Origin of the sequence: Eubacterium sp. 3_1_31 (assembly GCF_964249515.1) — a bacterium.
GTDB classification, from domain to species: domain Bacteria; phylum Bacillota_I; class Bacilli_A; order Erysipelotrichales; family Erysipelotrichaceae; genus Longicatena; species Longicatena caecimuris.
Map to the genome: position 1 here is coordinate 1 of NZ_CAXUBY010000009.1, position 25,056 is coordinate 25,056.

General features: G+C 35.9%; 20 protein-coding genes, 2 tRNA genes, 1 pseudogene and 1 CRISPR repeat array. Of the genes and pseudogenes, 11 read left to right on the forward strand and 12 right to left on the reverse strand.

The window, feature by feature from the left end:
* Positions 1-254 precede the first annotated feature (254 nt).
* The 3 genes from ACESSZ_RS05360 to ACESSZ_RS05370 are packed head-to-tail and all read right to left on the reverse strand — an operon-like array spanning position 255 to position 2,159.
* Positions 255-1,055, reverse strand: coding sequence for a putative ABC transporter permease (locus ACESSZ_RS05360; protein WP_008687422.1), 801 nt, complete (start codon positions 1,053-1,055; stop codon positions 255-257).
* Positions 1,056-1,066: 11 nt separating this feature from the next.
* Entirely contained in the window at positions 1,067-1,702 is a 636-nt protein-coding gene (locus ACESSZ_RS05365) for an HAD family hydrolase (protein ID WP_008687423.1), read from the reverse strand.
* Positions 1,695-2,159: a MarR family winged helix-turn-helix transcriptional regulator gene (locus tag ACESSZ_RS05370; protein ID WP_008687424.1), complete on the reverse strand. Its 465-nt coding sequence runs from the start codon at positions 2,157-2,159 to the stop codon at positions 1,695-1,697. Before ACESSZ_RS05370 ends, ACESSZ_RS05365 begins: the two co-directional genes overlap by 8 nt.
* 176 nt (positions 2,160-2,335) lie before the next feature.
* On the opposite strand from ACESSZ_RS05370, the gene ACESSZ_RS05375 reads away from it, so the two are divergent.
* The 7 genes and pseudogenes from ACESSZ_RS05375 (at position 2,336) to cas2 (ending at position 10,313) form a co-directional block, all read left to right on the forward strand.
* A complete protein-coding gene (locus tag ACESSZ_RS05375) occupies positions 2,336-4,795 on the forward strand; it encodes a CRISPR-associated helicase/endonuclease Cas3 (RefSeq protein ID WP_008687425.1) in 2,460 nt (819 codons plus the stop codon).
* An 18-nt stretch (positions 4,796-4,813) separates the two neighbouring features.
* Positions 4,814-5,539, forward strand: coding sequence for a type I-C CRISPR-associated protein Cas5c (gene cas5c / locus ACESSZ_RS05380; RefSeq protein WP_008687426.1), 726 nt, complete (start codon positions 4,814-4,816; stop codon positions 5,537-5,539).
* Entirely contained in the window at positions 5,536-7,473 is a 1,938-nt protein-coding gene (gene cas8c / locus ACESSZ_RS05385) for a type I-C CRISPR-associated protein Cas8c/Csd1 (RefSeq protein ID WP_008687427.1), read from the forward strand. Before cas5c ends, cas8c begins: the two co-directional genes overlap by 4 nt.
* Before the next feature lies 1 nt (position 7,474).
* Positions 7,475-8,326, forward strand: a complete 852-nt coding sequence (cas7c, locus tag ACESSZ_RS05390; protein WP_008687428.1) for a type I-C CRISPR-associated protein Cas7/Csd2 — start codon at positions 7,475-7,477, stop codon at positions 8,324-8,326.
* Between the two features lie 331 nt (positions 8,327-8,657).
* Positions 8,658-9,002, forward strand: a pseudogene (locus tag ACESSZ_RS05395) (CRISPR-associated protein Cas4); the annotation flags it as partial.
* Positions 8,986-10,017, forward strand: coding sequence for a type I-C CRISPR-associated endonuclease Cas1c (cas1c, locus tag ACESSZ_RS05400; protein ID WP_008687432.1), 1,032 nt, complete (start codon positions 8,986-8,988; stop codon positions 10,015-10,017). The pseudogene ACESSZ_RS05395 and the gene cas1c, both read left to right, overlap by 17 nt.
* Before the next feature lie 5 nt (positions 10,018-10,022).
* Positions 10,023-10,313: a CRISPR-associated endonuclease Cas2 gene (gene cas2 / locus ACESSZ_RS05405; protein ID WP_026006737.1), complete on the forward strand. Its 291-nt coding sequence runs from the start codon at positions 10,023-10,025 to the stop codon at positions 10,311-10,313.
* A 164-nt stretch (positions 10,314-10,477) separates the two neighbouring features.
* Positions 10,478-11,315: direct repeats of the CRISPR family, unit length 33 nt; unit sequence GTCGTACCTCTTGTGAGGTACGTGAGTTGAAAT.
* Positions 11,316-11,575: 260 nt separating this feature from the next.
* On the opposite strand, the gene ACESSZ_RS05410 is transcribed toward cas2, so the two are convergent.
* Together ACESSZ_RS05410 and ACESSZ_RS05415 are read right to left on the reverse strand one after the other, a co-directional pair.
* Positions 11,576-12,457 (reverse strand): DUF368 domain-containing protein, encoded by an 882-nt coding sequence (locus ACESSZ_RS05410; protein WP_008687435.1) that lies wholly within the window; start codon positions 12,455-12,457, stop codon positions 11,576-11,578.
* A gap of 156 nt (positions 12,458-12,613) precedes the next feature.
* Entirely contained in the window at positions 12,614-13,537 is a 924-nt protein-coding gene (locus tag ACESSZ_RS05415; RefSeq protein ID WP_008687436.1) for an aldo/keto reductase, read from the reverse strand.
* A 228-nt stretch (positions 13,538-13,765) separates the two neighbouring features.
* Here ACESSZ_RS05415 and ACESSZ_RS05420 point away from each other — a divergent pair, with 228 nt between their 5' ends.
* The 3 genes from ACESSZ_RS05420 to ACESSZ_RS05430 all read left to right on the forward strand — a co-directional run bounded on the left by ACESSZ_RS05420 (position 13,766) and on the right by ACESSZ_RS05430 (position 17,973).
* The gene (locus ACESSZ_RS05420) at positions 13,766-14,341 is read left to right on the forward strand and encodes an N-acetylmuramoyl-L-alanine amidase family protein (RefSeq protein WP_008687437.1); all 576 of its coding nucleotides are present in this window, start codon (positions 13,766-13,768) and stop codon (positions 14,339-14,341) included.
* A 485-nt stretch (positions 14,342-14,826) separates the two neighbouring features.
* Positions 14,827-16,860 carry a UvrD-helicase domain-containing protein gene (locus ACESSZ_RS05425; protein ID WP_008687438.1) on the forward strand — a complete coding sequence of 678 codons (2,034 nt, stop codon included), beginning with the start codon at positions 14,827-14,829 and terminating at the stop codon, positions 16,858-16,860.
* Between the two features lie 495 nt (positions 16,861-17,355).
* Positions 17,356-17,973, forward strand: coding sequence for an HAD family hydrolase (locus tag ACESSZ_RS05430; protein WP_008687439.1), 618 nt, complete (start codon positions 17,356-17,358; stop codon positions 17,971-17,973).
* Positions 17,974-18,249: 276 nt separating this feature from the next.
* On the opposite strand, the gene ACESSZ_RS05435 is transcribed toward ACESSZ_RS05430, so the two are convergent.
* Both ACESSZ_RS05435 and ACESSZ_RS05440 read right to left on the reverse strand, forming a co-directional pair.
* Positions 18,250-18,325: transfer RNA gene (locus ACESSZ_RS05435), tRNA-Asn, on the reverse strand.
* 3 nt (positions 18,326-18,328) lie between these two features.
* Positions 18,329-18,404: transfer RNA gene (locus ACESSZ_RS05440), tRNA-Glu, on the reverse strand.
* A 234-nt stretch (positions 18,405-18,638) separates the two neighbouring features.
* Here ACESSZ_RS05440 and ACESSZ_RS05445 point away from each other — a divergent pair.
* On the forward strand, positions 18,639-19,634 hold the full coding sequence (locus ACESSZ_RS05445; protein WP_008687440.1) for an asparaginase: 996 nt from the start codon (positions 18,639-18,641) through the stop codon (positions 19,632-19,634).
* 460 nt (positions 19,635-20,094) lie between these two features.
* Here ACESSZ_RS05445 and ACESSZ_RS05450 read toward each other — a convergent pair whose 3' ends face one another.
* From ACESSZ_RS05450 to ACESSZ_RS05470, 5 genes are read right to left on the reverse strand one after another with little or no spacing between them, the layout of a single operon-like run.
* Positions 20,095-20,778, reverse strand: coding sequence for a response regulator (locus tag ACESSZ_RS05450; RefSeq protein ID WP_008687442.1), 684 nt, complete (start codon positions 20,776-20,778; stop codon positions 20,095-20,097).
* 12 nt (positions 20,779-20,790) lie between these two features.
* Positions 20,791-22,284: a DUF4118 domain-containing protein gene (locus ACESSZ_RS05455; protein ID WP_008687445.1), complete on the reverse strand. Its 1,494-nt coding sequence runs from the start codon at positions 22,282-22,284 to the stop codon at positions 20,791-20,793.
* A 26-nt stretch (positions 22,285-22,310) separates the two neighbouring features.
* Positions 22,311-23,810 carry a TrkH family potassium uptake protein gene (locus tag ACESSZ_RS05460; protein ID WP_008687446.1) on the reverse strand — a complete coding sequence of 500 codons (1,500 nt, stop codon included), beginning with the start codon at positions 23,808-23,810 and terminating at the stop codon, positions 22,311-22,313.
* On the reverse strand, positions 23,807-24,478 hold the full coding sequence (locus ACESSZ_RS05465; protein ID WP_008687447.1) for a potassium channel family protein: 672 nt from the start codon (positions 24,476-24,478) through the stop codon (positions 23,807-23,809). The genes ACESSZ_RS05460 and ACESSZ_RS05465 overlap by 4 nt, the downstream gene beginning before the upstream one ends.
* Positions 24,479-24,925 (reverse strand): potassium channel family protein, encoded by a 447-nt coding sequence (locus tag ACESSZ_RS05470; protein WP_008687448.1) that lies wholly within the window; start codon positions 24,923-24,925, stop codon positions 24,479-24,481. It abuts the gene before it with no gap.
* Positions 24,926-25,056 lie beyond the last annotated feature (131 nt).

Here is a 25,056-nt window from a genome sequence, read left to right on the forward strand (position 1 = left end):
TTTACTAGCACTTGTTTTTGTCATGCTTTTTCAATCTTTTTCAAAAATGCTTGACTTCTTAATAGTTAGCTCCTTATGTTATTTGAAAATGCAATAAATTTATAATAAGCCGCGATTATATGTCCATTCAATTGTCCAAACAATGACGGTAGAGTTGGATGCTATAGTACATCTTATACTATATGAATTTGTACGAAGAAAAGCTTTTCCAATTCTTTTGGTTAATGTTTTGTGATGCTCATTGTTTACAAAGATTAATGATGTAAGTGATTGTGCATTGTTTTAAATAATGCTTCAATATTCGTTCTAGATAAAGCTTCTTTTCTGTTAGGGAATGCTTTACTTAAACGCTCGTGTGTATGCTTACGTTTTTGATGCAGGGAATCTACCATATCATGAATTTTTTTAATATGCGATAATAAAATTTCATCTGCATCGGTACTATCTAAAACACGGCGAATACTTTCACTTATAGGTTCTTCAAGTGGAAAAATCTGGGCTGTTTTAAACTCTTTGACCAATTCTTTCATACTGTTCTCCACTTCCAAGAAGTCCTTGTTTTTGCGTAGTAATGCCATAAGTGTTGATACACCATCATAGGTGAATAGGATAATTAACAATATACAAAGTATAGCTTGTGCCGGATGCGGCAAAAGATTTATTGAATCATTTACAAATGGATGCAATACATAGTAAACAAATACAGCCATAATACCGAAAAGTGTAGAGTTTTTTAAACAAATACGTCCATTAATATTAAAAGGATATGTTGAATAATCCCACCACTTTGTATGAAAGAACATTTCCATCAGCCAGCTGGTTATGTATTCAAGTACACTTGTAACAAAGATGCCTGCTACAAATAGAAGCAGTGGCTTAGCGGCAAAAGGTGTGAGTAGGTAAATAACAAGCATAGCTCCACAGCCATAAATTGGACAGTAGGGTCCTTCTAAAAATCCACGATTTATGAATTTCTTGGCAGGAATACTGCAATAGATGCACTCACATATCCAACCTAAAAAGCTATAAGCGAAGAAACATAAGATATAGAACATAAGATATCCTCCTAGAATAACTCATACAGACGTTTATCAGAATAATCTTGTATGATAATCGGACAATCTGCAAATTTGCGTTTTTCTTTATCGCTCACAACGATAACATCAATACCGGCATTTTTCGCAGCTTGTACACCATTTTCTGTATCTTCAAAAATTACACATTCTTCTGCTTTAAGATTGACATTATGTAATGCCTCTAGATACATCTGAGGATCTGGTTTACTGCGTGTTACTTGTTGAGAAGTAATAACATAGTCAAAATAGGGAGTCATTTGTTTGTGTTTTAAGATGTGATTGACCACATCAGTTGCATTGTTTGTACATAGACATATTTTATAATTTTTTTGCTTCAGATAATGCAGGAAGGTCAAAGCTTCATTTTTCATAGGAGCATGATCATAATGATCTAGTAAAAAATCCATGATACGATCAATTAAATCTTGCGCTTCTTGTGGATCTTCCACCTCTTCACGAATCTTTTGTTCCATTTCTGAGAAGCTTCGCACGCGTGATTTTAAAACTTTTAATATTAATGTTTTTTGGACAGTCTTTAATTCACTTAATGCTTGCTTGAAATTGATATTTTCATAGGTATTGATGAGAGTACCATCCATATCGAATAAGACACCTTTTTTATTCATGAGGATCCTCCTTTTCATTTATCATTTCTATAAATTGTTCTAACTTTTGTAATCCTTTTACGATGAGTTCTTTGTCTTTATCGTTATAATAATTCCATTGTTTTTGATAATGCTGATACATGGCATCATGGATCGTATGAATACAAGCTTTTCCGGATTCTGTAGGATATAATAAGACTACACGTTCATCGCTCACGCTGCGTTTACGAAAGATATATCCTAATTTTTCTAATTTTTTGCAGGTTACAGACATATTGCCTGCATCTTGTTGCAAGGCTTTTGCACAGGCACCTATGGTACAAGCGGTATGTTCTTGAATATGGGATAAAACACGGTATTGAAGTTCACTTATTTGATATTTTTCATAGTAAGGACGTAGAAAACCAGTAGAACGATGGTTTAATTTGCGATAAATGCGTTCAATTTGTTTCTGATACGTATACATAGAAATATTCATATTTTCACCTTCTATATAATTTATATGTAGTTTACATATTTTATATAGAATATAAAGATTTGTCAACTTTGTCATAAGCGATAAATTGTAAAAGTCAATCATATAATATCGTTCAATAATTAAAATTTTATGATATAATTGAGAAAACGCTTACAAACACTGTCGGGGGGCATTTCATGGGTGAACTATTAGCGCATCGTATCAAAAAAACAGCATATTCACAAACACTAAAACAGCACGAAGAAAATACAGCAGCTTTATGCCAAAAATTTTTAACCACTTGTGAACTTGATAAAATTGGTTATTTAAGTGGGATACTGCATGATTTAGGAAAAGCTAAATCTTTATTTCAAGCATATTTAATGAAAGATGAAGACACAAATGAAAAAATTAATCATGCTTTTGCAGGTGCTATTTATCTATATGATCATTTCTATAATTTAGATAATACTAATGAAGTTATACAAAAATGCTTTATAGAATCCGTAAGTTTGATCATATTATCCCATCATTCAAAACTTTATGATATGTATAATCCGGATAAAGAAATGCCTTTTCATTCAAAATTAATGACAAAGAAAGAAATATTAGATTATGAAGAAAGCGTAAATACCTTTTTCAGCATATTTGATAAAAGGTATTTGCAAACACTCATCCAAGAGGCTATTCAACAATATCAAACTCTCTTTTTACGCATGAAAGAACATGTAAATAAATTAAAACCATTCTTAGAAGAGCAAGGTTGTAAAAAGAAAAATGGAACACTTTTGTATTTTCAATTAGGATTGCAAACGCGCTTATTACAAAGTGCATTACGAGATGCAGATTGCTATGATACATATTTGTTCATGAATCATCCTACTTTATCTTATAATGTACTTCAACCTCCCTATTTTGAAAAGAACCGCCTGCATATCTGGGAAACATTAGAAGAAAAACTAAATGCACATCTTTTAACTCTTCAACAAGGAAACAAGCAAACAGAAATCAATCAGTTACGAAATCAAATATCTCTAGAATGTTATCAGGCCGGAGAAAAAAAGCAAGGCATTTACACACTGGCTGCTCCTACCGGTTCTGGGAAAACGTTAGCAAGTTTACGATTTGCATTAGCACATGCAAAAAAACATAAACATATCCGTCATATTTACTATGTGATACCTTATTTGTCAATATTGACGCAAAATGCAGCTAACTTAAGAGATGTGTTGGGTGAAAAAGATGAAGTCATCATCTTAGAACATTATTCTAGTCTTGTTATTGATGATGATGAACAGCATCAACTATTCACAGAACGTTGGGATCATGCAGTAATCCTCACAAGTTATGTGCAAGTATTAAATGCACTTTTCCATGGGTCTAAACAAAATATTCGCAGAATGCATCAATTGACAGATGCGATTTTGATATTCGATGAAATTCAATCATTACCTGTGTCTTGTAAGAATATGTTTCAAACAGCTATTGACTATTTAACAGAATTTTGTGGGTCTACTGTTTTATTGTGTTCCGCTACACAGCCATTTCCTCCCAATAAATTAAACGCTATTCCTCCTTATGAAGAAATACTTTCTCATTTAAAAATATATAATGAAGCTTTTCAACGTGTCCGCTATGAAGATAAGACACAGTGTATAATGCACACAGATGAATTAGTAAAGGTAATTAGCGAGGATATGCAATTACGCCAATCGGCTCTAATTATCCTAAACCAAAAGAAAAGAGCTTATGATGTTTACCATGAACTTAAGACTCTTTTGGATAAAGATTATAAAATATTCTTCTTGGCGAATACAATGTGTGCACAGCATAAAGAAGATATGATTAAAGAGATGACTACAGCTTTAAAGAAAGATACGAAAGTCATTTGTGTCAGCACATCTTTGATTGAGGCAGGAGTGGATTTAAGCTTTGAAACTGTGTGGCGTGCTTGTACAGGTTTAGACAGTATTATTCAAGCAGCTGGACGCTGTAATCGAAATCGTGAATATGAAGAAGGAATTACGTATATTTTTTCGGATGCTGATGAAAATTTATCAAGACTATCAGAAATTGCCAGAGCAAAAGCATTGACCCTTCGAGTATTGAAAAAATTCAGAGATAATCCACTACAATACGATAATAATATCGCATCACAGAAGACATTGCATAGCTACTATAAATTTTACTATGAAAACCTTTCTGCTTATAAGAGCGAATTAGCTATCGAAACAGATTATATTAAAAAAGTTGGACAAGTGACTTACAATCTATATGATTTATTGTCAGAAAATGAACAAAGTATAAAGCAATTCAGTAATGATGAGAAAAAACAATGTGTTATGCGGCAAGCTTTTCGTAAAGCTGGCGATTTATTTGAAGTAATACCTAATGCAACGACAACAGTAATTGTACCATATGGCAAAGGTGAAGACATCATCACCGAATTATGTGCGGATATAAAAGATTATGAACGCATCGATACGTTAATAAAACAAGCACAGCGTTATAGCATTGAAGTATATACACAAGGGAATCACTATCAAGACTGCTTTACAGCTATAAAAGACTTGGGGGTGATGATACTGAATGATGGTTATTATGATGAAACGTGTGGATTCCACATGATGGCACAAAAAGGTGGCTATTTTCTATGAAGAAAGGAGTGATGAAATATGAGAGAAAATAAAATTCAATTTAAAGTGCAGGGGCAATATGCGTTATTTACGGATCCCATCACGCGTATGGGTGGAGAAAAGATGTCATATCAAATTCCAACCTATGGTGCTTTACGAGGTATTGTAGAAGCGATATATTGGAAACCAACGATCGAATGGATGATTGATAAGTGTCGTGTGATGAAACAAATTCAAACAGAAGCAAAAGGAATGCGGCCTTTGGTTTATGATGGTGCCATCAGCAAATCGCAAGGGAATTCACTATCCCTTTACACCTATTTGTATGATGTAGAGTATCAGATTGAAGCACATTTTGTATGGAATGAAAATCGTCCCGATTTGAAACAAGATCGCAACGAAGATAAACATTATCAAATTGCTAAACGTATGCTGGAAAAAGGTGGCAAGCGAGATGTATTTCTTGGGACCAGAGAATGTGTTGCAGAAGTAGAACCATGCATATTTGGCGAAGGAAGTTCAGCTTATGATAATGTTGCGGCCATGACGTTTGGCTTAATGTTTCATAGCTATCAATATCCGGAACAAAGTGCGGATGAGAAATTAAGAGCGCTGTTTTTCTATCCACAGATGAAGCATGGCATTATTGAATTCCCACAACAACAAAATTGTCCTATTCAAAATGATTTGCGTGTTATGAAAGAAGAAAAACTGTTCATTCCCGGTCAGAACTTTTCCTTCTTAAAGGATGGTGATGAGGTATGAGCTGGGCGGTAAAGCTATGTGAAACTTATGATAATTGTTTGGATAAGGTAGGAATTGCCGATAATAATCATCGGATATTGTTACCAATCGGTTATACAACCGTAAGTGCACATATCGAATGTACGTTGTTTCAAGATGGTAGTATACAAGCAGTACTTATTCCGAAAGCGAATGCAAAAACAATGATACCAAGTACCATTGATTCTTCTTGTCGTTCGGGTAAGGATGCCAACAAGGTTCCCCATCCACTGTTTGATAAGCTTTATTTCATGGCAAAAAATCTAGCACAATATTCAGATGAAAAAAAGCTTTATGATAGCCATGCGATTTATATGCAACAACTGCAGGCATGGATCCAATCGGCACAAGGAAAACTGGGAACATCACTTTTAAAATCGCTTTATACATATTTGGATAAAGGAACGTTGCTGCATGATCTTGTACAGCAAGACATTCTGATTGTTGATGAGAATGGAAAACTTAGCAAAAAACGCATGGTTGACACAGATGGCATTGATATCTTCAAATTAGTAACAGAACAGAGCAGTGCGGTACTTCGTTTTATTGTAGAGGATGAAGATGGGCACTTTCATAAACTATGGATGGAAGCAGATTTAATAAAGTCTTTTTCTGCATACTATGAACCGATGATTGAACAAAAAGGGCTTTGCTATATTAGTGGGGAACATACCTCGCTATCTACAAAACATCCTAATAAGATACGCAATGTTGCTGATAAAGCGAAATTGATATCATCAAATGATACAACCAATTTCACTTACTTAGGACTATTAACTGATAGTGCACAATGTGCAGGTATTGGCTATGAAGCATCCCAGAAAATACACAATGCCTTGAAATGGCTGATTGAACGTCAAGGGAAGCTATATGGTTCTGGTGAATTAGCCATCGTTGCATGGGGATTAAAAAAAGTTGAGCTTATCAACCCACTAGACAATATCTTTGATTTTGATGATGAAAAGGAAATTAAAATAGATATACAGGAAGATTATGCGTATGCATTAAATAAAGCTTTATCAGGATACTATACCAAAAGATTTCAAGATCCAGATGAAGATGTTGTCATTATGGCTTTAGATTCTGCCACTACAGGAAGACTTTCAATTTCGTATTACAGTGAATTAAAAGGTTCTGCTTTCTTACAACGTATAGGTAAGTGGTATGCATCCTGTGCATGGCAAAATGTTATTCGTTTTGAAAAACAAATAGATGCAAAAGGGAAAGAAATCTACCAACGTATACGTTACACCGGCACGCCTTCGATTAAGAGTATCATCCATTGCGCATATGGTAATAGCATTAAAAAAGAAATAGAAAAAGCAACAACAAAGGAATTATTAAGCTGTATCATGGATGGGCGTAAACTGCCTTATGCATTAGTGGATCATATTTGCCAACGCTTATATAAACCCTATACTATGTCAAGTGGAGAATATGATGCTGATTTACATATCGGTTGTGCTGTTTTAAGAAAATATCTGAATGATATAGCGTCAGAAAAGGAGGTCTGGATCATGGGACTAGATAAACAAAAAATGGATATTAGTTATTTATGGGGACGCTTACTTGCTTATGCGCAAGAAGTAGAAAAAGAAGCTTTAGAAACTATGGGCGTAAGAGATAGAGAAACCAATGCGGAGCGCTATATGCGGCGCTTTCAGTTAAGACCATTAGAAACTTGGGAACAACTTTACCTAAGATTACAGCCTTACCAGGTAAAGTTAAGGAAGAATAAAAATTATCGTTTTAAAGTCTTGAACGAAGAAATGAATGAACTGGCTAACACACTGCTGAATGAAGAGAAATATCAGTTAGATGGTGCATTAGATAAATGTTTTATTTTAAGCTATTGCGCACAGCTTGATGAATTGCGATATAAAACAAATAAACAAGAAGAAAGCGAGGATAAATAATATGAGTACCTTAAAAAACAAGATTGATTTTGCAGTAGTATTTTCTGTTCGCTATGCGAATCCTAATGGTGATCCATTAAATGGAAACCGTCCAAGAACGACCTTAGATGGGTATGGAGAAGTATCTGATGTTTGTATTAAAAGAAAAATCAGAAACCGTATGCAAGATATGGGATACGATATTTTTGTACAATCTGAAGATAGAGCAACAGATGGATATGATAGTTTAAAAGAAAGAGCTGATAATAATGAGCAGGTTGTAGCTGCAAAAAAAGCTAAGAATAGAGGACTTTATGCAGAAGCTGCATGTAAATCATGGCTAGATGTACGAAGTTTTGGGCAAGTATTTGCCTTTAAAGAAAAAGGCTCAACAGCTGGCGTCAGTGTCAGTGTTAGAGGTCCGGTATCTGTACAATCAGCATATAGCATTGAACCGGCGGAAGTATCTGGATTGCAGATTACAAAGAGCGTAAATGGTGAAAGTGGTGATAAGAAAAGCTCAGACACCATGGGGACAAAGCATCGTGTAGATTTTGGTATTTATGTATTTAAGGGAAGTATCAATTGTCAATTAGCAGAAAAGACTGGCTTTAGCGAAGAAGATGCTGAGGTTATTAAGGAGGCACTGCGCACATTATTTGAAAATGATTGTTCTGCTGCACGTCCTGATGGTAGTATGGAAGTACTAAAGATGTTTTGGTGGAAGCATAATTGTGCAAATGGTCAATATTCATCTGCAAAGGTTCATCGTACTTTAAAGATAGATGTCAAGAAAAGCATGTCCTCTGATATAAATGATTATGAAATTTATACGGAAGATTACCCTGATTTAAAACCTGAAACTTATGAATAAATGGGAAGATATAGATTTCCTTGATATAGCAGGTATTCAGCACTTTTCCTTTTGTCGTAGACAGTGGGCATTAATACACATTGAAAAAGAGTAGGAAGATAACGATTTAACAGTTTTAGGGTCGATAGTTCATGAACATGCCCACGATGGATCATTTACTGAAAAAAGAGGAGATATCTTAATCACAAGAAGTTTAGAAGTGCACTCTTATGCATTAAAAGCACATGGATTTTGTGATGTGGTGGAATTTCATAAAGATAAGCAAGGGATAAAATTATTCAATAGGGAAGGCATATGGAAACCTTATCCTGTGGAATAGAAAAAAGGAAAACCTAAAACAACTGAAATGGATTGTTTGCAATTGTGTACACAGGCAATCGCTTTAGAAGAAATGTTTGATTGCAACATTGATAAAGGGTATTTGTTTTATCATGAAATTGCTAGGAGAGAAGAAGTGGAGTTTTCAGAAGCATTACGTAAACAAGTAGAAAGCGCATTTCAAGAGATGCATGCATATTATGAAAAATCTTATACACCTAAAGTAAAACCTTCTGCAAAATGCAAACGATGTTACTTACAAAACATATGTCTGCCTGAGATAGCTAATAAAGAAACAGTGAATACCTACATCAAGAGAAAATTGCATGAGGAAGCAGAAGATGAAAAAATTAAATAATATTTTATATATTACGTCACCAGATGCTTATTTATCGCTGGATGGTGAAACGGTAAAGATACAAATAGGTGATGATAAAGAAAAACGTATACCTTTTCATAATTTAGAAGGAATTATCACTTTTGGATATGCAGGGGCAAGCCCAGACTTAATGCATGCTTGTGCTCAAAGAAACATTGCATTGACTTTTTTGAGTTCACATGGACGCTTTTTAGCTAGAGTAAATGGTGAACAATATGGTAATGTGGTATTGCGAAAAAAACAATATCGGATATCTGATTCAGAGATGGAAAGTCTAGCCATCGCGAAAAATATGTTGATAGGAAAGATATATAATGCAAAGTGGGTATTAGCTAGAGTAGTGCGTGATCACGCGATGCGTGTGGATGTAAATGCTATTAAAAATGCTGTTTCCATCATGCAGGAATGTTTGTGCAATCTACAAAGTGTAAATGATCGTAAAATGTTAATGGGTTTTGAAGGAAAAGCTGCTGTTGCCTATTTTAGTGTACTAGATGAATTAATATTGCAGCAAAAAGATGTATTTTTCTTTCATGGCAGAAATAAAAGACCGCCAGAAGATAACATAAATGCATTGCTCTCTTTTGGTTATACATTGTTATCTCATGATTGTGCTTCTGCATGTGAAAGTGTCGGATTAGATGCTTATGTTGGTTTTTTACATCAAGATCGACCTGGCAGGATTTCATTAGCCTTAGATCTTATGGAAGAATTAAGAGCAATCATGGTAGACAGATTTGTTATAACACTTATAAATGAGAAAATTTTAACAAGTGCTCATTTTATAAAGAAAGAAAATAATGCTGTTCTTTTAAATGAAGAAGGTAGACGAATATTTCTGGCAACTTGGCAAAACAAGAAAAACGAACAGATTACACATCCTTATCTAAAAGAAAAAATTGAATGGGGTATGGTGCCTTTCGTACAAGCACAATTATTAGCTCGGTACTTAAGAGGTGATTTAGATGAATATGCACCATTTTTGTGGAAGTGATGATTATGATGGTATTAATAACATATGATGTGAATACAGAGGATAAAGCTGGGAGGAAACGTTTAAGGAAGGTAGCTAAGCATTGTTTGAATTATGGATTGCGAGTACAAAATTCAGTGTTTGAATGCAATGTAAATCAAAAAGAATATGTTGAATTGCAGCATGTATTGTCTACTGAAATCGATGAAAGTAAAGACAGCCTACGCTTCTATCTTTTAGGGAATAATTATAAAAATAAGATTATTCATATTGGAGCAAAACCAACATTCGATGTTACGGAACCTTTGATTTTTTAAATGTTGGTGCGAATGTGAAGCTAACATAAATTTCCTAGGACATTCGCACCTATTTTTGATTATTTTAATTGGATTTTTATGCTTTTATTTGATAGAAATTTAATTTTTATGTTAATTTAATGCAAATATTGTTACTAATATCGAGATTAAAAGCAATATTTGCTGTCGTACCTCTTGTGAGGTACGTGAGTTGAAATACCTGTACGCTCATCTGTTAACTCAATTTTGTGGTCGTACCTCTTGTGAGGTACGTGAGTTGAAATCATCATTGGCAAGTATTAAGCACTTCCCAATTTGCGTCGTACCTCTTGTGAGGTACGTGAGTTGAAATATTTCAAACTTGGTTAGGTCAAATCAAATTTAAAGGTCGTACCTCTTGTGAGGTACGTGAGTTGAAATAAATGACGCTGTATTTATCGATTATTATACGCGTGTCGTACCTCTTGTGAGGTACGTGAGTTGAAATTCATACCATTCGGGTAATGTCTTTGGTTTTGATAGTCGTACCTCTTGTGAGGTACGTGAGTTGAAATCCGACGTGAAGACAATTTTTCATCGCATGAATCGGTCGTACCTCTTGTGAGGTACGTGAGTTGAAATTTTTATAGTGGTTGATTGTTGGTTAGTTGTTGGTGTCGTACCTCTTGTGAGGTACGTGAGTTGAAATACCCTTTAAACCGGTCATTTTACTGTCAACATCAGTCGTACCTCTTGTGAGGTACGTGAGTTGAAATCATCTGTCTAAATACATATAAGTCAGTTGCTATCGTCGTACCTCTTGTGAGGTACGTGAGTTGAAATTTTTTGTTTAATGATTTAAAGATAACTTCGATAATAGTCGTACCTCTTGTGAGGTACGTGAGTTGAAATATGAATATATGGTAGGTGATAAATATGAACAACTGTCGTACCTCTTGTGAGGTACGTGAGTTGAAATGGTAATTTTGGAGATATTGAAATCTACGACCAGTCGTACCTCTTGTGAGGTACGTGAGTTCAAATAATTTTAATTGTTCATACGTGTTGATCTGCAGCTGTCGTACCTCTTGTACGAGAGTTGAAATAAATTGTATATGTATACTGCGATCTCCCCGGTTCCGTCGTACCTCTTATGAGGTATGTGAGTTGAAATTATTGATTTTAGATGAAAAATTATTGAGGATAATCGGTCGTACTTCTTACGAGAAATTCAGATGTCTATATGTAAGTATTTACAAATAAAAAAGGCAAATCCTCTTTGGATTTACCTTCCAAATAACGTATTAATCTGCCTTTTCTGTAACATCCTTCATCTTCTGCAAACCAAAGATAATAAGTCCACCAACTACAAACCATAAAATATCAAAAGAACTAAAACTCAATGGTGCTTTTGGTGTTGACAATGTTTGTGGTCCCATGATGATGGCATAAAAAGAACCAATCATCATACCGATTATCAGAAATATCATAATCGAACGATGTTTATCTAAAGCCCATTTGATAACCCGCACTACTGAAACAATTCCCGCTAAGATCCCCAATGCAAAGACAATCAGGATTGGCAGATAATCTAAGTTAAAGCTAATCACCGCTTTAACAGCACTTATGATAGGAACATAAAGTCCGAAAATCAATAATAAGGTAGAACCACTGATTCCGGGTAACACCATTGCCGAAATAGCAAACATCGCTGCAACAAATACATATAAAATTAAAGATATATTTAAACTACTTAGATCCACTGTACTACCTTGACCAGCAATCGGATTAAAATATGTAATCAATGCGACAATGGCAATACCGATAATACCGGCAATAATGCTACTGGCATTAAACTTCATATTTGCTTTTTCCTCTTTAACAACAATCGGAATGGCAAAAAGGATAAAGCCCATAAACAAAGAACTAATTTTATAAATTTGAGCATCAAAGATACTCGCAAGAATACTGACTGCCATTAAGAAACCAACGACCCAGCCAACCATAATTTTAATTAAGAAGATGATTGCTTCTTTTTTTTCTTGCATAGAACCTGCAACTAATGCATCTAAAGAACCAATAAATTTATCATAAAAACCTAGCAGGAAAGCTACGGTACCTCCTGATACGCCAGGAACACTGTCTGCCAATGCCATACAAAAGCCACGAATGAAATTTAAAATCATATTACTATAACCGCCTTTCATGACCTTTATTATACAGGAAAGTCATCAAAAACCAATCGTTAAATGTAAAATTTCTGTTAAAAAAGCATATGTGTGATCTACATATGCTAATTCTTTGATAAATTTTCTCAACCATTCATCTTTAAAATCTAAAACCTATGGCAAAGGATTTTGTGCAGCCACATAAAGGGAATACCATTCTTCACGCGTCAATACGATATCACTTGCATCGATGATATCTTTGATATGTGAGGTATTACATGAACCAAGTACCACCTGCATATTCGCAGGATGACGTAGTAACCAGGCAATTGCAATACCTGCCTTTGTTGTATGATAATCATCTGCTAATTCCTGTAACCGCTGATTCACTTCTGGAAATTTTGGATTATCAAGATAATTGCCTTCAAACATCCCATATAAGAAAGGTGACCAACATTGCATGGTAATCGCATGCAAACGACAGTAATCCAAGGTCATAGCGCCTCGTTCAATACCATGAGAATCAAATGTATTTACATTCAAACCAGCGTCGATCATCGGGGTATGCAGAAGGCTCATCTGCATCTGATTAATTTCAAGTGGCTGTTGCAGCGCCGTTTTTAATAGTTCAATTTGATAAGGATTATGATTGCTAACGCCGAAATGACGTACTTTTCCGCTGCTGTATAACGTATCAAAGGCATCAGCAACTTCTTTAGGTTCCATTAACGCATCAGGACGATGCAATAACAAATAATCTAGATATCCACACTGTAGACGCTCTAGGCTCTTATTCACACATTCGATGATATAGTCCTTAGAAAAATCATAGTGATTGGTTTCACTGCGATGAATACCACATTTACTTTGGATAAACATCTTATCACGCAAGGCAGGCTGTTTCTTCAGAACATTCCCAAAAATAGTTTCACAAACACCTTCTCCACCATAGATGTCAGCATGGTCAAAAAAGTTTATCCCATGTTCAAGATCAAAATGCAGTAAAGCATCCACCTGTGCTTCACTTAGATTGGATATGCGCATACAACCTTGCATAAGGGAAGGAACCCGCTGTCCACGAATCGTTACTTCTTTCATTCTTTTTTTCTTACATGCTGCTGTTCTGAAACAGTGGCATGTATTTTCCTTTCCGGTAAAGAATCAACACTTCGATGTGTTTATATCCTTATTTACCTCTTGCTTTTATTATAACAGTCGGATGAAAAAAGAACATGTATTTTTCTGCATTCTTACATGCAGTCTAGGCAACTATACCAGACCATTTCACTCACTTTACATACGATAAGAAAGAAAAGAGGGAAATTTATGGCGATTAAAATTTTTATTGATCAAGGACATAACATAGGGAACGTCAATGCAGGAGCAAGTGGAAATGGAGTCGTGGAGGCAGAGGTAACCTATTGGGTCGGGATTTATCTGGCTGCTTTGTTATTTGCCGATTCCAATTTTGATGTTCGAGTATCCAGACGTACCTTAGATACAGTGGTAGGAACCGATCAGAGTTCTTCCTTACGTGCGCGTGTCGATATGGCCAATGATTGGCCGGCAGATTATTTTATCAGTATCCATGTGAATTCTAATCCCAATCCAGCTATCAATGGAACAGAGGTATATGTATATTCATTAGAATCTACAGCAGCTGAATTGGCTCATGAAGAACTAGATTCTATTGTTGCATTTGTTGGCACAAAGGATAATCTGGTAAGAGCAAATCCTTCATTATATGTATTGCGTAGAACAGCTATGCCGGCAATCTTAGTAGAACTGGCATACCTTAGCAATCCTCAGGATGCGGTGAAACTTAAAAATGAACAGTTCCGTTTTGCCTTTGCCATGTATATTGGTTTGTTGAATTACTTTAATTTACCTTATGAATTATAGAACTATACAACATCCTTACTTTAATGCTACCCAAAGGATAAATATAAAAGTAACTTACGAAAGGAAGCCTAGAATGATTTGTAAGGAAGAATTTTAACCTACCATCATCCCATTAGGAACCCCATGTGTTAAATTCAGCTATTCTAAAACACCGAGTACTTTGTCATGAGGATCGTTTTCAAAAACATCGTTTATATCATGTCATGAGTCTTGATATGCAACTATAACATAGAGCCATCTGCATAGGTAAGAAAAAAGTGTAGAAATGTTTGGTTAATCAGCAAGGTGGGTATCGTCTAAAGGGTAAATTTAGATGTATAGAAGAAAAAAAACAGGGAAAGATGCAGATGAAGATATAACGAAAAGACTGTAAGAGGTTACACTTGGAAAGTAGTAAAAAAGCAGAAAAATAGTTGGAAAATGTTAGATATTTAAGGGATTATACGTTATAATGTTTTACTGTAAGAATTTGAAAAGGTGAGTGTATGACAGAAGTAGAATTTTTAGAAGAATATGATCTAAAACTGGATGAACAACAGGTAGCTTTATTGACGTTGCAGCAACATCCAATGCTTGTGAAAGGTAAATCAGGGAGTGGTAAAACATTCCTTTTCTTGAGCCGTATTGCTTACCTATTGAAGAGTGAGATGGCGCAAAAGGAAGAAATGCTGAATATTGTTTATGATAAACGTATGGCAAAAGAGATGACGAAACAGTATCGCTTCTATTTTGGGGATGATGGTGAAATACCATCTTTTGTGGATATCTATAGTTTTGCTTATGCGCTGATTCGTCGTCATTGTGAAGCAACAGGAAGATTGTTACCTAAGGCTTATCGTGATATGAGCAGTGTGATACGTCGTTTATGTAAGGATATGTTTGCCATTACCTTAACAAAGGAACAATGCAGCGAAGTAATGGGGAAGATCAGTGAATGTCGCAATTTGATGATGCCGGAAAAACAGATATCAGAAATCATGATAGCGGATAGGAAGAACCTTGATTTTCTTGCGTTATACAAAGAATATGCAAAGTTCAAGGATAAAAAAGATATTTATGATTATGATGATATTTTAGCCGTTGCTACGGAGATTTTAGTAAAAGATACGGTGCTATTAGAAGATGTGAAAAAGCATTGTCACTTTGTTCACGTGGACGATGCTCAGGAACTGAGTTTTCTTGCGCATATGTTATTAAAGATGGTTTCATCTTCAACACATGAGTTATTCTTATGTGCCGATATGGATGTTTCCATTGCCCAGCATAGAGCTGCTTATCCACAGGCTTTAGATGCCTTTACACAGACCTATGCCAATGGGGAAATCTTAACCAGAAATGGTAATTATCGTAATAATGCGACAATTACAGATGCCTGCAATCGTTTTTATTATAAAGATAAGGAAGGTCTGCAAAGTATCTCACAGGAAACATGTGAATTAAAGTTTAAAGGTTTTGCGGATCTATCTAAATTATATGCCTATGCCTTGAAAAAGGTAGAAGAAGACGAAGAGGAAACGGCTTTTTTATACCATGATTTTGCAATGGCAGTACCTTTGATTGAATTATTTAAAGAAAAAGGTATTTCATTCAGTTATCAGGGCAATATGAAGCATTTCTTACAAGATAAGTTTGTTAGAGATATGTGGAACTTTATTGAATTATTAATAGATCCTAGAGATATGCGAGCTTTTTATGAGGTATATGAAGCCATGGGGTTGGATATCTCGAAACGTGTTTTATTAGAAGTCAGTGAACGTTTAAAAGCAGATGAAGCGGTAGATGTATATCAGGCACTTATGGAAAGCAGCTATAAACAAGCAGGTAAAAAGAAATTAGCGTCCTTAATGGAACGGATTCGCATGGCTGAAAATAAATCTACTTTGGATATGGTCATCTTCATCAAAGAGAAAATGGGATATAATGAAACCTTACGCAAAGAAGGTATCGCTATGAATGCTCCTGTTATTTTAGCTTTTGAGATACTGGCACAGCGATATGAAGATCCGGATGAATTCCTATATCATTTAGGTGCATTAAAAGATTATCAGGCAGATCCTATCAGTCGTATCACGATTTGCTCTTTAGCGGATGCAAAAGGTTATGAATATGATCGTGTATGCATTTTAGATTGTATCCGTGGGATTCTTCCTCAAAAAGAAGATAGTCAGAAAGAGCGAATGCTGTTCTATCATGGAATGACAAGAGCGAAGCATGAATTGGAGTTTTTTGCCAGCAAGCGTTGTACGACACATCGTTTGGAAATATCTCCTTATCTGTATGAACTACATGAAAAGATGGAAGAAGAAAAAAGAAATGAAACAGCGACAGTTGCAACACCTACTGCCAAAAAACTGCGACTGACTTCTCTTAAACGAGGGATGATGATTCGTCATGTGCAGCTTGGTGAAGGAAAAATCATGAAAATTGCGGATGGCATGATGCATGTGAAATTTGCGGATGGTCTTAAGCAGATGAATATGAAGTTATGCATTGCGAATAAATTGATAGAGCTATGCTAAATCTATAGAGATGAAGAAGGTGTGTGTTCTCTGAAAATTAAGTTTTGCTTATGAAGGTGGGACACAGCTAAGTAATTAGGAGGATGGATATCCTAATTGGTTTAGGCAAAGTCCTCTAAATAGGTAAGAAGCAGGAAATAGTCCTATGGCGATTGAAAAGGTAAGGCTATTAGGAATTTACAGAGAACTCATCATTAAGTGATACCCTATAAGATAGACACGATAAAAAAGCGTGCTAAGCTTATAGGGTTTTTTTTGTATTAAAAGAAAGGGATGATAAAAAGAAGGGAACAATCAAAAGCAAATAGAAAAACTTGCTAAAGCTAACTATGTTAGATATCAAAGGAAAAGCATGTGGTATTTACGGATGAAGTTAAGCCTTTGGTGTTATAAGACTAGAAGATGATGAAAACTTTTAAAGGTGAAGAAAATATTTACAATGATCATAAAGAAGAAAAACCGTGTTACACTTAACACATATGAGGAGGAAAAGGGATGAAGGAACAACATATAATTTTTGATTTAGATGGTACGCTGATTGATAGCGAAGAGGCTGTGCTAAAAACGTGGCAGCAGACATTACTAGCTCAGGTGAATAGATATTTTACATTAGAAGCGTTGCGTGTGGTTTTAGGCATTACCAGCAAAGCTGCTTTAAAGATATTGCAAGTGGATGTAAAGGATGATTTTGAACAATATTGGATCAAGCAATATGAACGATTCGCAAAAGAAATGAAGTACTTTGATGGTATGGAAGATATGCTTAGGGAACTGACACAAAGAGGATGCACGTTAGGCATTGTCACTTCTCGCACTAAGGAAGAATATGATCGATATTTTACTCCTTTCCAGTTCAATAAACGATTCTCAATTATACTATGTGCGGATGATACCTCAAAACATAAGCCTGATCCGGAACCACTTTATAAATATTTAGAAGTAAGTGGTGCCGATAAAGCTAATTGTCTTTATATTGGCGATATGTTAACCGATATACGCTGTGCAAAGTCCGCCGGCATGCGCAGTGGTTTCGCAAATTGGAAACAGTCGAATATAACTGGTGAGGCCGATTACATCTTTACCGATCCTAAAGATATTTTATTGTTATTTTAACTTATCGATTGCTTTGTTAGGTACGTGGCTTGAAATAAATCATATCTATTATTTATCAACTATGGGATGAAAGTCATAGCTATTTTGAGATACGTGAGTTACAATATAAAGAATGCTACCTTAATCGCACCTCTTTATCACTTATGAGTACTTTGCGAAGTGCTGATGCGTCTTATACGAGCATCCTCTTACAAAGGAAGGTCACAGATTCATTCATTGGTATGTACAAATCGTATGCACAAAAAAAGCCTTCCATAGAAGGCTTGCTTTGTTATATGGCGCCTTAAACAGGACTTGAACCTGTGACCTGCCGGTTAACAGCCGGATGCTCTACCAACTGAGCTATTAAGGCACATGGTGACGCGTACGGGATTCGAACCCGTGAGTGCATGCGTGAAAGGCATGTGAGTTAACCGTTTCTCCAACGCGCCACAATCTATTTATCGCACTTCGCAAGTGCCATATTATAATATCATATAGAATATGATAACGCAATACTTTTTTCAACTTTTTTGAAAAATTCTTTTTATAAAATCAAGCAGAAACGGCCATGTCTCAAAGTGCCGATAACCGACATTCATAAAATACGAATATCGAATGAAAAGGAATAGAAGTTTCCCCTTGTTTTAGGTATAATTAAAAAGATGAAAAGGTGATAAAACAATATGAAAAAAATATTATTTTTAACAACAGGAGGAACCATTGCCTCTAGTGAAAGTGAAGAAGGTTTAGTACCTGCTTTAACAAGTGAAGAGTTAATTGGATATTTAGGGCATCATCAGCAATACGCAAAAATTTACTGTGAAGATTTATTGCGCCTAGATTCTAGTAATATGCAACCGGAAGAATGGTTGTTAATAGCGAAACGTATTTACGAAGTTGTACCAGAATATGATGGTATTGTATTGACGCATGGTACAGATACCATGGCATATACGGCAAGCGCTTTATCCTTTATGTTGGAAAATCTCCCCATCCCGGTCATTGTGACAGGTTCACAATTGCCCTTACAACATCCCCTCAGTGATGGTGTTGACAATATTCGCTGTGCGTTTCATGCAGCTATGCAGGATGCTTTAACAGGTGTATATGTTTGTTTTAATCGTCAGCTGATTCTTGGCACCAGAGCGGTTAAAGTAAGAACAATGCATCTAAATGCATTTGAAAGTGTAAATGTTCCGCCAGTTGGTTTAGTTAGCGCTAGAGGCATGACGCTACAACAACCATTACTGATACATCCTCGTGGTAAATTTAGACTCAATGAAACATTATGTGAGCAAGTATTTTTGTTGAAACTAACTCCAGGAATCAATCCTGATATCTTCGATATGTTATTACAGATGAATTATAAAGGCGTGGTTATTGAGGCTTTTGGTGCAGGTGGGATGCATTTTGAACGCCGCGATCTGATCCAAAAACTAGAAATGATGGTAGAAAAAGGCATTAGCGTAGTTGCATGCAGTCAATGCCTTTATGAAAATAGCGATTTCTCCATCTATCAAACGGGACAGAAAGTATTACAAAAAGGTGTGATACAAGGCTTAGATATGACAAGTGAAGCAGCGCTCACAAAATTAATGTGGGCATTGGGAAAGAGTCAAGATCCAAAAGTGGTGAAAGCTTTATTTGAAACCAATTTGGTAAACGAAATCACGCTATAATCAAAAAAGCGATATAATATGCTAATTTTTCTTATTTTATGATACATGTAAAAAGCATAGTTGAATGAAGGATAGTCATGCTTAAGGCTTTTTAATCATCTAAGATGGAAAAAAGCGTGTTATTTATCGCTTTTTTTATGCTGTACTTGTTTCATATAAGGAAGGGAATACCTTATAGGATACATGATACTTCAGATTTATCGTTTCTTAACCTCACCTTAATGCGCTTTCGCAAATCCTAACAGCACATTGATGACTTTTTCGTTAAGATAAAGGTGTAAAAAGGAAGGCGATCATGATGCTAGAAATTATCGGTAGTGTAATAGGTGTGTGCGTAGCCGCCTCTTTGATTTCTATCATATATAGTATAATGAAATCTGTCATCGATACCAAACCATCGCACATGAAATAAGAGAAATAGGATGAAAATAAAGAGCTTTTTTGTGTATTCACCTACTGCTTATGATTCTACAAAACGATATCCTACACCGACTTCCGTGATGATGTAGCGAGGATGGGCACTGTCCTTTTCGATTTTCCTACGAATATTTGCCATAAAGACTCGCAAGGATTGTGAATCCTCAGTTGTGCTATATCCCCAAATCTTACGAATAATAAAGCTATGTGTTAAAACTTTACCGGCATTTTCAACTAATAATACGAGTAATTTATATTCAATAGGCGTCATATGAATTTCTTTATCCTCAACAAATACTTTATATTTCTCAAAATCGATTTTCAATGTATCCATCGTAAATACTTTTGTCTTGATAACATCACTTGTTTTCTTGCGTAAAGCTACTCGCACACGTGCTAATAACTCATTTATATGAAATGGTTTCGTGATATAATCATCCGCTCCATGATCCAAAGCTTCCACTTTTTCCTGTTCCTGTCCACGTGCAGATACGACTAAAATCGCAACCTCACTCTGTGCGCGTATCTGAGAAAGTACCTCCATTCCATCAATATCAGGAAGTCCTAGGTCCAGTAAGATCAAATCAGGGTTATCTGTCATATATAAGGAAATGCCTTCAATACCTGTTTCAGCGCTGATAACTTTATAATCCTTTGTTTCTAATGAGATACGTAAAAATCGCTGAATACTTTTATCATCTTCTATCAATAATATTTTATCCTTCATGGAAATTCCTCCTTACAAGTAAAAACCCAATATTGCACCATGACCGTCTGCTCTATTATGAGCGTAAATGGTTCCTCCATGTGCTTCGATAATCGCTTTGGAAATGGATAAGCCTAGACCAACACCGCGTTTTGCGTCTGAACGTTCACTTTTCGTTGTCACAAAACTGTCAAAAAGTGTATCGATTATGTTATCAGGAATGCCATTGCCATCATCACTCACTTCAAAACAGGCTTTTCCTTTCTTTTGTGTATAATAAATATCAATATGGGAAGTTGGTTGTGTATGTTTGATTGCATTATCAATAAAATTAACCAGCACTTGTATAATGAGCTGTCCGTCCATATTTACTAATTGTATTGTTTCAGGAAGATGAGCAGAAAGGGTATGACTTCCTTTGCGTGATTCACAGCGTTGTAAAGCTTCGCAAATAATATCATCTACAACTTCATAATGCTTGCTCAATAACAAACGACCATCTTGAATACGCGTCATATTTAACAGGTTTTCTACTAATTGAGTTAGCCACTGAGCATCATTACTGATGCTTTTCATCAGCTTTTTTTTCATTCCAGAGTCAAAAACATCATCATTTTCTAACAATACGGCACTCGAACCAGCGATATTCGTTAGCGGTGTACGCAAATCGTGTGATAATGAACGTAGTAAATTATTGCGTAGTTTCTCTTTTTCAATAGCAATGCGGCTTTGTTCCTGCTGTGCATATAATTGTTCGCGTTCTAAAGCCATAACCATTTGTGCAATCAGCGTATGAATGAATAATTCATTTTCTTTAGTAAGCTCTGGGGTATGAGAAATAGCATATACGCCAAGTATTTCTTCACCATGGCATAGTGGATGATAGCTCCATTGTTCATTGCCATTTATGGCAGTAGCATGTCCGCAAACTTTTTGATGTTTATAGCACCATGCGGCAAGCTCGTCAACAACATGTAATGCCAGAGGCATAGCAGCATCCTGATAACGTTGCAGCTGTTTACTTTTTTCATCATAATAGTATAAGACACTTATGATATTTTGATTTTCATAAAGAGCATGTATAGTATGCATGAAAATAGTTTGGATTCCTGAAAGATTTAAAAAGGATTTGGATATTTCATAAAAGGCCAATGTCTGTTGCTCATTATAGCGAGCAATCGCCGCATGCTTTTGCAATTTTCCCATTAAAATATTCGTGATGATGGAAACAATGAGAAAGATGATGATGGTGATGATATAATTCGGATCATGGATATGCAGGGAATATAACGGCTGGGTAAAGCAATAATTAAAGGTGATGATACTGATGAAGCTAGAAGCGATGCCCCATACCAGCTGTTTCGTTTCGATGACGATAAAAAGGACACCCAGCAAATAAATCATGATGATATTTTCGGTACGGATATGCAGTTCGACAAAGAATAAAGAAACAAGTGTGCATATAAAAATGATTGCTGTGGTGATAAAGAAATGACGCAAAAGCGTTGTAACATTTTTATTTTTCATTTTCATGACCTCATTATAACAGATTTCTAAGCTTTTTTCAGTGTATGAAGATAGTGATACCCATCTTTACGCAGTCGTAAAATGGCCAGGATGACAACATAAATCTCTAATCTTCCCACAAACATTCCAAAGGTTCCAATCCATAAGATGGCATCAGCAGCATGATAATTCATGATGCCGGTGGATAAGCCGACCGTACTAAGGGCACTGGAAAATTCAAACATGGCATCTTGTAAAGAAAATCCAAAAAGGCTCAATAGCAGACTTCCTAAGAGAAAAATAACCAGATACATAAAGATATAAGTTGAACAGGAAAAGATTTCTGCGGATTCTATTTTTTCTTTGCGTTCTACCTTATAGATCTTATGGGTATAAAGCATTTTTTGGGAATGAAACAGCGAACGAAGATGCCACATGACATGTTTTATCATGACATAAACACGATATTGCTTGATACCTCCCGCCGTAGAACCGATACCTCCACCAATCAGCTGTAAGATGATCATAATAAGCATGAAGGAGGCAGGCAATCCCTGAAAGGAAGACATGGTTTGAAAGCCGGTTGTTGTCAAAGCAGAGATGACTTGAAAGGCTGCCAAACGGAAGCTATCTCCAAATCGATATTGTAAGTTATTAACCAAAAGGAAAGCAATAATTGGAATAGCAAAGGCAATGAGAATAAATTGAAAACGAATCTCACAGTAATAGAAAAAATTACGAAATTTTCCGCGTAATAGAAATAAATGGGCAAGAAAATTAATGTTTCCTAAAATCATCAAGACCATCGTAATAATCTCAATCGAAATGCTGTGGTAATGTGCAATGCTATCGGCTTGATTTGAGAAACCGCCAGTAGATAAAGCACCAATGGAATGGATGATGGCATCAAAGATTGGCATGCCACAGATAACGTATAACAGCACACCGGCACTAATATAACAAAAATAGATGATGAGAATGATGCGAGCACTTTTTATGACATTCGGCAATAGACGATCACTATGACCTTCTGCATTGTAAAGGCGCATACCATATGTATCACTTAATACTGAAAGCATGATTACTACCAACCCTACGCCGCCAAAGAAAAGGATGGTACTGCGATGCATGAGAAATAAATGTGAGGTATGCGTTACATCGACAACGCTTAACCCGGTAGTGCTCCAGCCGCTGGTCGTTTCAAAGACCGCTCTGGTAAAATCATAATGACCGCTTAACATGAAAGGAAATGCGGTAATTACAATGGCAAGCAGCCAACAAGAAACAACAATGACAGCATCTTGATTGCGGGCTAATCTACCTTTTTCCTTGCCACGAATCAGTTGATAGAAAAGAAAACCGACCAAGATACTGATCATACCCGGTAACAGAAAATAGATTGCTTCTTTTCCATCTTGTGGATAAAAGAATAACGTCAGCAACGGTAACAGGGTAATGCCCCCAATCAGCATGCATAGCATACCTAAATAGCCTAGAATCAAACGATAGCCTTGGATAGGCTGTGGTTGTATCGTGACAATCTTCATAAAGAAACTCCTTGAGAAAAGATGGATAATACGCTGTCTTGCGTTTGGGAATCGCTTAGGATAAGCAGCTTATCCTGTTCTAATAATTCGGTATCTCCATTGGGCACGATCATCCGCAGTTTACGTAAGATGCAGCAGATGATGGCATTGGCTGGCATATTGTGTAGATCTTTAATCTTATGATGAATAACCTTACAGTCTTTTGTTAGCAACAATTCACTCATGACAATATTTTCATGTGCTAGCGTAAGCGAATTCACAAGATTTTCAATCGTACTCGCTTGTTCGATGATTTTCGATATCGTATAGGTAGCGGATATCGTGGTATTGACACCAAGTGATCGAAATACCTTAACATTCTTTGGATTGGCAACGGTTGCCACAACTTTTTTCACATGGAAACTTTTTTTGGCATATTGACAGATGGTCAAATTGTCTGCATCACTGGGACGAAGCGCAATTAAAATATCAGCATCCTCAATATCTGCTTCCTCTAAGATGTAACGTTTACAAGGATTACCGGTGATGATGGGAATGTTATATTTCTCAGATAAATAAGCACAATAGCTTTCTTCATCATTGATGACGATAACTTCATGTTGCTTTTCTAAAAGTGAACCAATCAGGAAGTCTGCTTTATTGCGACCTCCGGCTACTACGATTTTCATTTATGCATACATCTCCTTTAATTGAATATGACTGATTCTGATAAATTCTTGCATACTTAATTTTGCCGGATAAATTGCCTGAATATTTGTATCCTTTAACAATTCTTCCTTATCCGGATCATTTAAGCGAATATATACCTGTTGGATATGGAAGATCATGTTGGCAATCTGAGCAATCATACAGTTGACATTATCACTATCAGTAGCAACAACGACGATATCTGCGTTAGCTATGCCACAGCTTTGCAGCATGTCAAGATCACTGGCATCGCCGATAACCTGAAAGCCGCTAAACGTTTCTCTTAAACGGCGAAATGCTTTTTCATCTTTATCAATCACGGTTACATCAAAGCCTTCTTGACTTAAGCTGGAAGCCATACAAGAGCCTAAACGGCCACAGCCGGCAATCAGAATGGATGTGTGTCCATGGTGTTTTATAAATTTCATATACAATACCTTCACTTTCTTTGCCATCATCTTAGCAGATGGGATATAAAGATGGCATGAAGTTCTTATAAAGGATGTTAAGAAAACATAAAGATGCTATAAAGCGAAAAGGGCAAAGGAAAAAGCTGCTT

What these genes read in the sequence shown, in the direction of transcription:
- ACESSZ_RS05360 (WP_008687422.1), bottom strand. Translation starts at nt 1,055, where the DNA reads ATGTTCTATATCTTATGTTTCTTCGCTTATAGCTTTTTAGGTTGGATA.
- ACESSZ_RS05365 (WP_008687423.1), bottom strand. Translation starts at nt 1,702, where the DNA reads ATGAATAAAAAAGGTGTCTTATTCGATATGGATGGTACTCTCATCAAT.
- ACESSZ_RS05370 (WP_008687424.1), bottom strand. Translation starts at nt 2,159, where the DNA reads ATGAATATTTCTATGTATACGTATCAGAAACAAATTGAACGCATTTAT.
- ACESSZ_RS05375 (WP_008687425.1), top strand. Translation starts at nt 2,336, where the DNA reads ATGGGTGAACTATTAGCGCATCGTATCAAAAAAACAGCATATTCACAA.
- cas5c (WP_008687426.1), top strand. Translation starts at nt 4,814, where the DNA reads ATGAGAGAAAATAAAATTCAATTTAAAGTGCAGGGGCAATATGCGTTA.
- cas8c (WP_008687427.1), top strand. Translation starts at nt 5,536, where the DNA reads ATGAGCTGGGCGGTAAAGCTATGTGAAACTTATGATAATTGTTTGGAT.
- cas7c (WP_008687428.1), top strand. Translation starts at nt 7,475, where the DNA reads ATGAGTACCTTAAAAAACAAGATTGATTTTGCAGTAGTATTTTCTGTT.
- cas1c (WP_008687432.1), top strand. Translation starts at nt 8,986, where the DNA reads ATGAAAAAATTAAATAATATTTTATATATTACGTCACCAGATGCTTAT.
- cas2 (WP_026006737.1), top strand. Translation starts at nt 10,023, where the DNA reads ATGATGGTATTAATAACATATGATGTGAATACAGAGGATAAAGCTGGG.
- ACESSZ_RS05410 (WP_008687435.1), bottom strand. Translation starts at nt 12,457, where the DNA reads ATGATTTTAAATTTCATTCGTGGCTTTTGTATGGCATTGGCAGACAGT.
- ACESSZ_RS05415 (WP_008687436.1), bottom strand. Translation starts at nt 13,537, where the DNA reads ATGAAAGAAGTAACGATTCGTGGACAGCGGGTTCCTTCCCTTATGCAA.
- ACESSZ_RS05420 (WP_008687437.1), top strand. Translation starts at nt 13,766, where the DNA reads ATGGCGATTAAAATTTTTATTGATCAAGGACATAACATAGGGAACGTC.
- ACESSZ_RS05425 (WP_008687438.1), top strand. Translation starts at nt 14,827, where the DNA reads ATGACAGAAGTAGAATTTTTAGAAGAATATGATCTAAAACTGGATGAA.
- ACESSZ_RS05430 (WP_008687439.1), top strand. Translation starts at nt 17,356, where the DNA reads ATGAAGGAACAACATATAATTTTTGATTTAGATGGTACGCTGATTGAT.
- ACESSZ_RS05445 (WP_008687440.1), top strand. Translation starts at nt 18,639, where the DNA reads ATGAAAAAAATATTATTTTTAACAACAGGAGGAACCATTGCCTCTAGT.
- ACESSZ_RS05450 (WP_008687442.1), bottom strand. Translation starts at nt 20,778, where the DNA reads ATGAAGGATAAAATATTATTGATAGAAGATGATAAAAGTATTCAGCGA.
- ACESSZ_RS05455 (WP_008687445.1), bottom strand. Translation starts at nt 22,284, where the DNA reads ATGAAAAATAAAAATGTTACAACGCTTTTGCGTCATTTCTTTATCACC.
- ACESSZ_RS05460 (WP_008687446.1), bottom strand. Translation starts at nt 23,810, where the DNA reads ATGAAGATTGTCACGATACAACCACAGCCTATCCAAGGCTATCGTTTG.
- ACESSZ_RS05465 (WP_008687447.1), bottom strand. Translation starts at nt 24,478, where the DNA reads ATGAAAATCGTAGTAGCCGGAGGTCGCAATAAAGCAGACTTCCTGATT.
- ACESSZ_RS05470 (WP_008687448.1), bottom strand. Translation starts at nt 24,925, where the DNA reads ATGAAATTTATAAAACACCATGGACACACATCCATTCTGATTGCCGGC.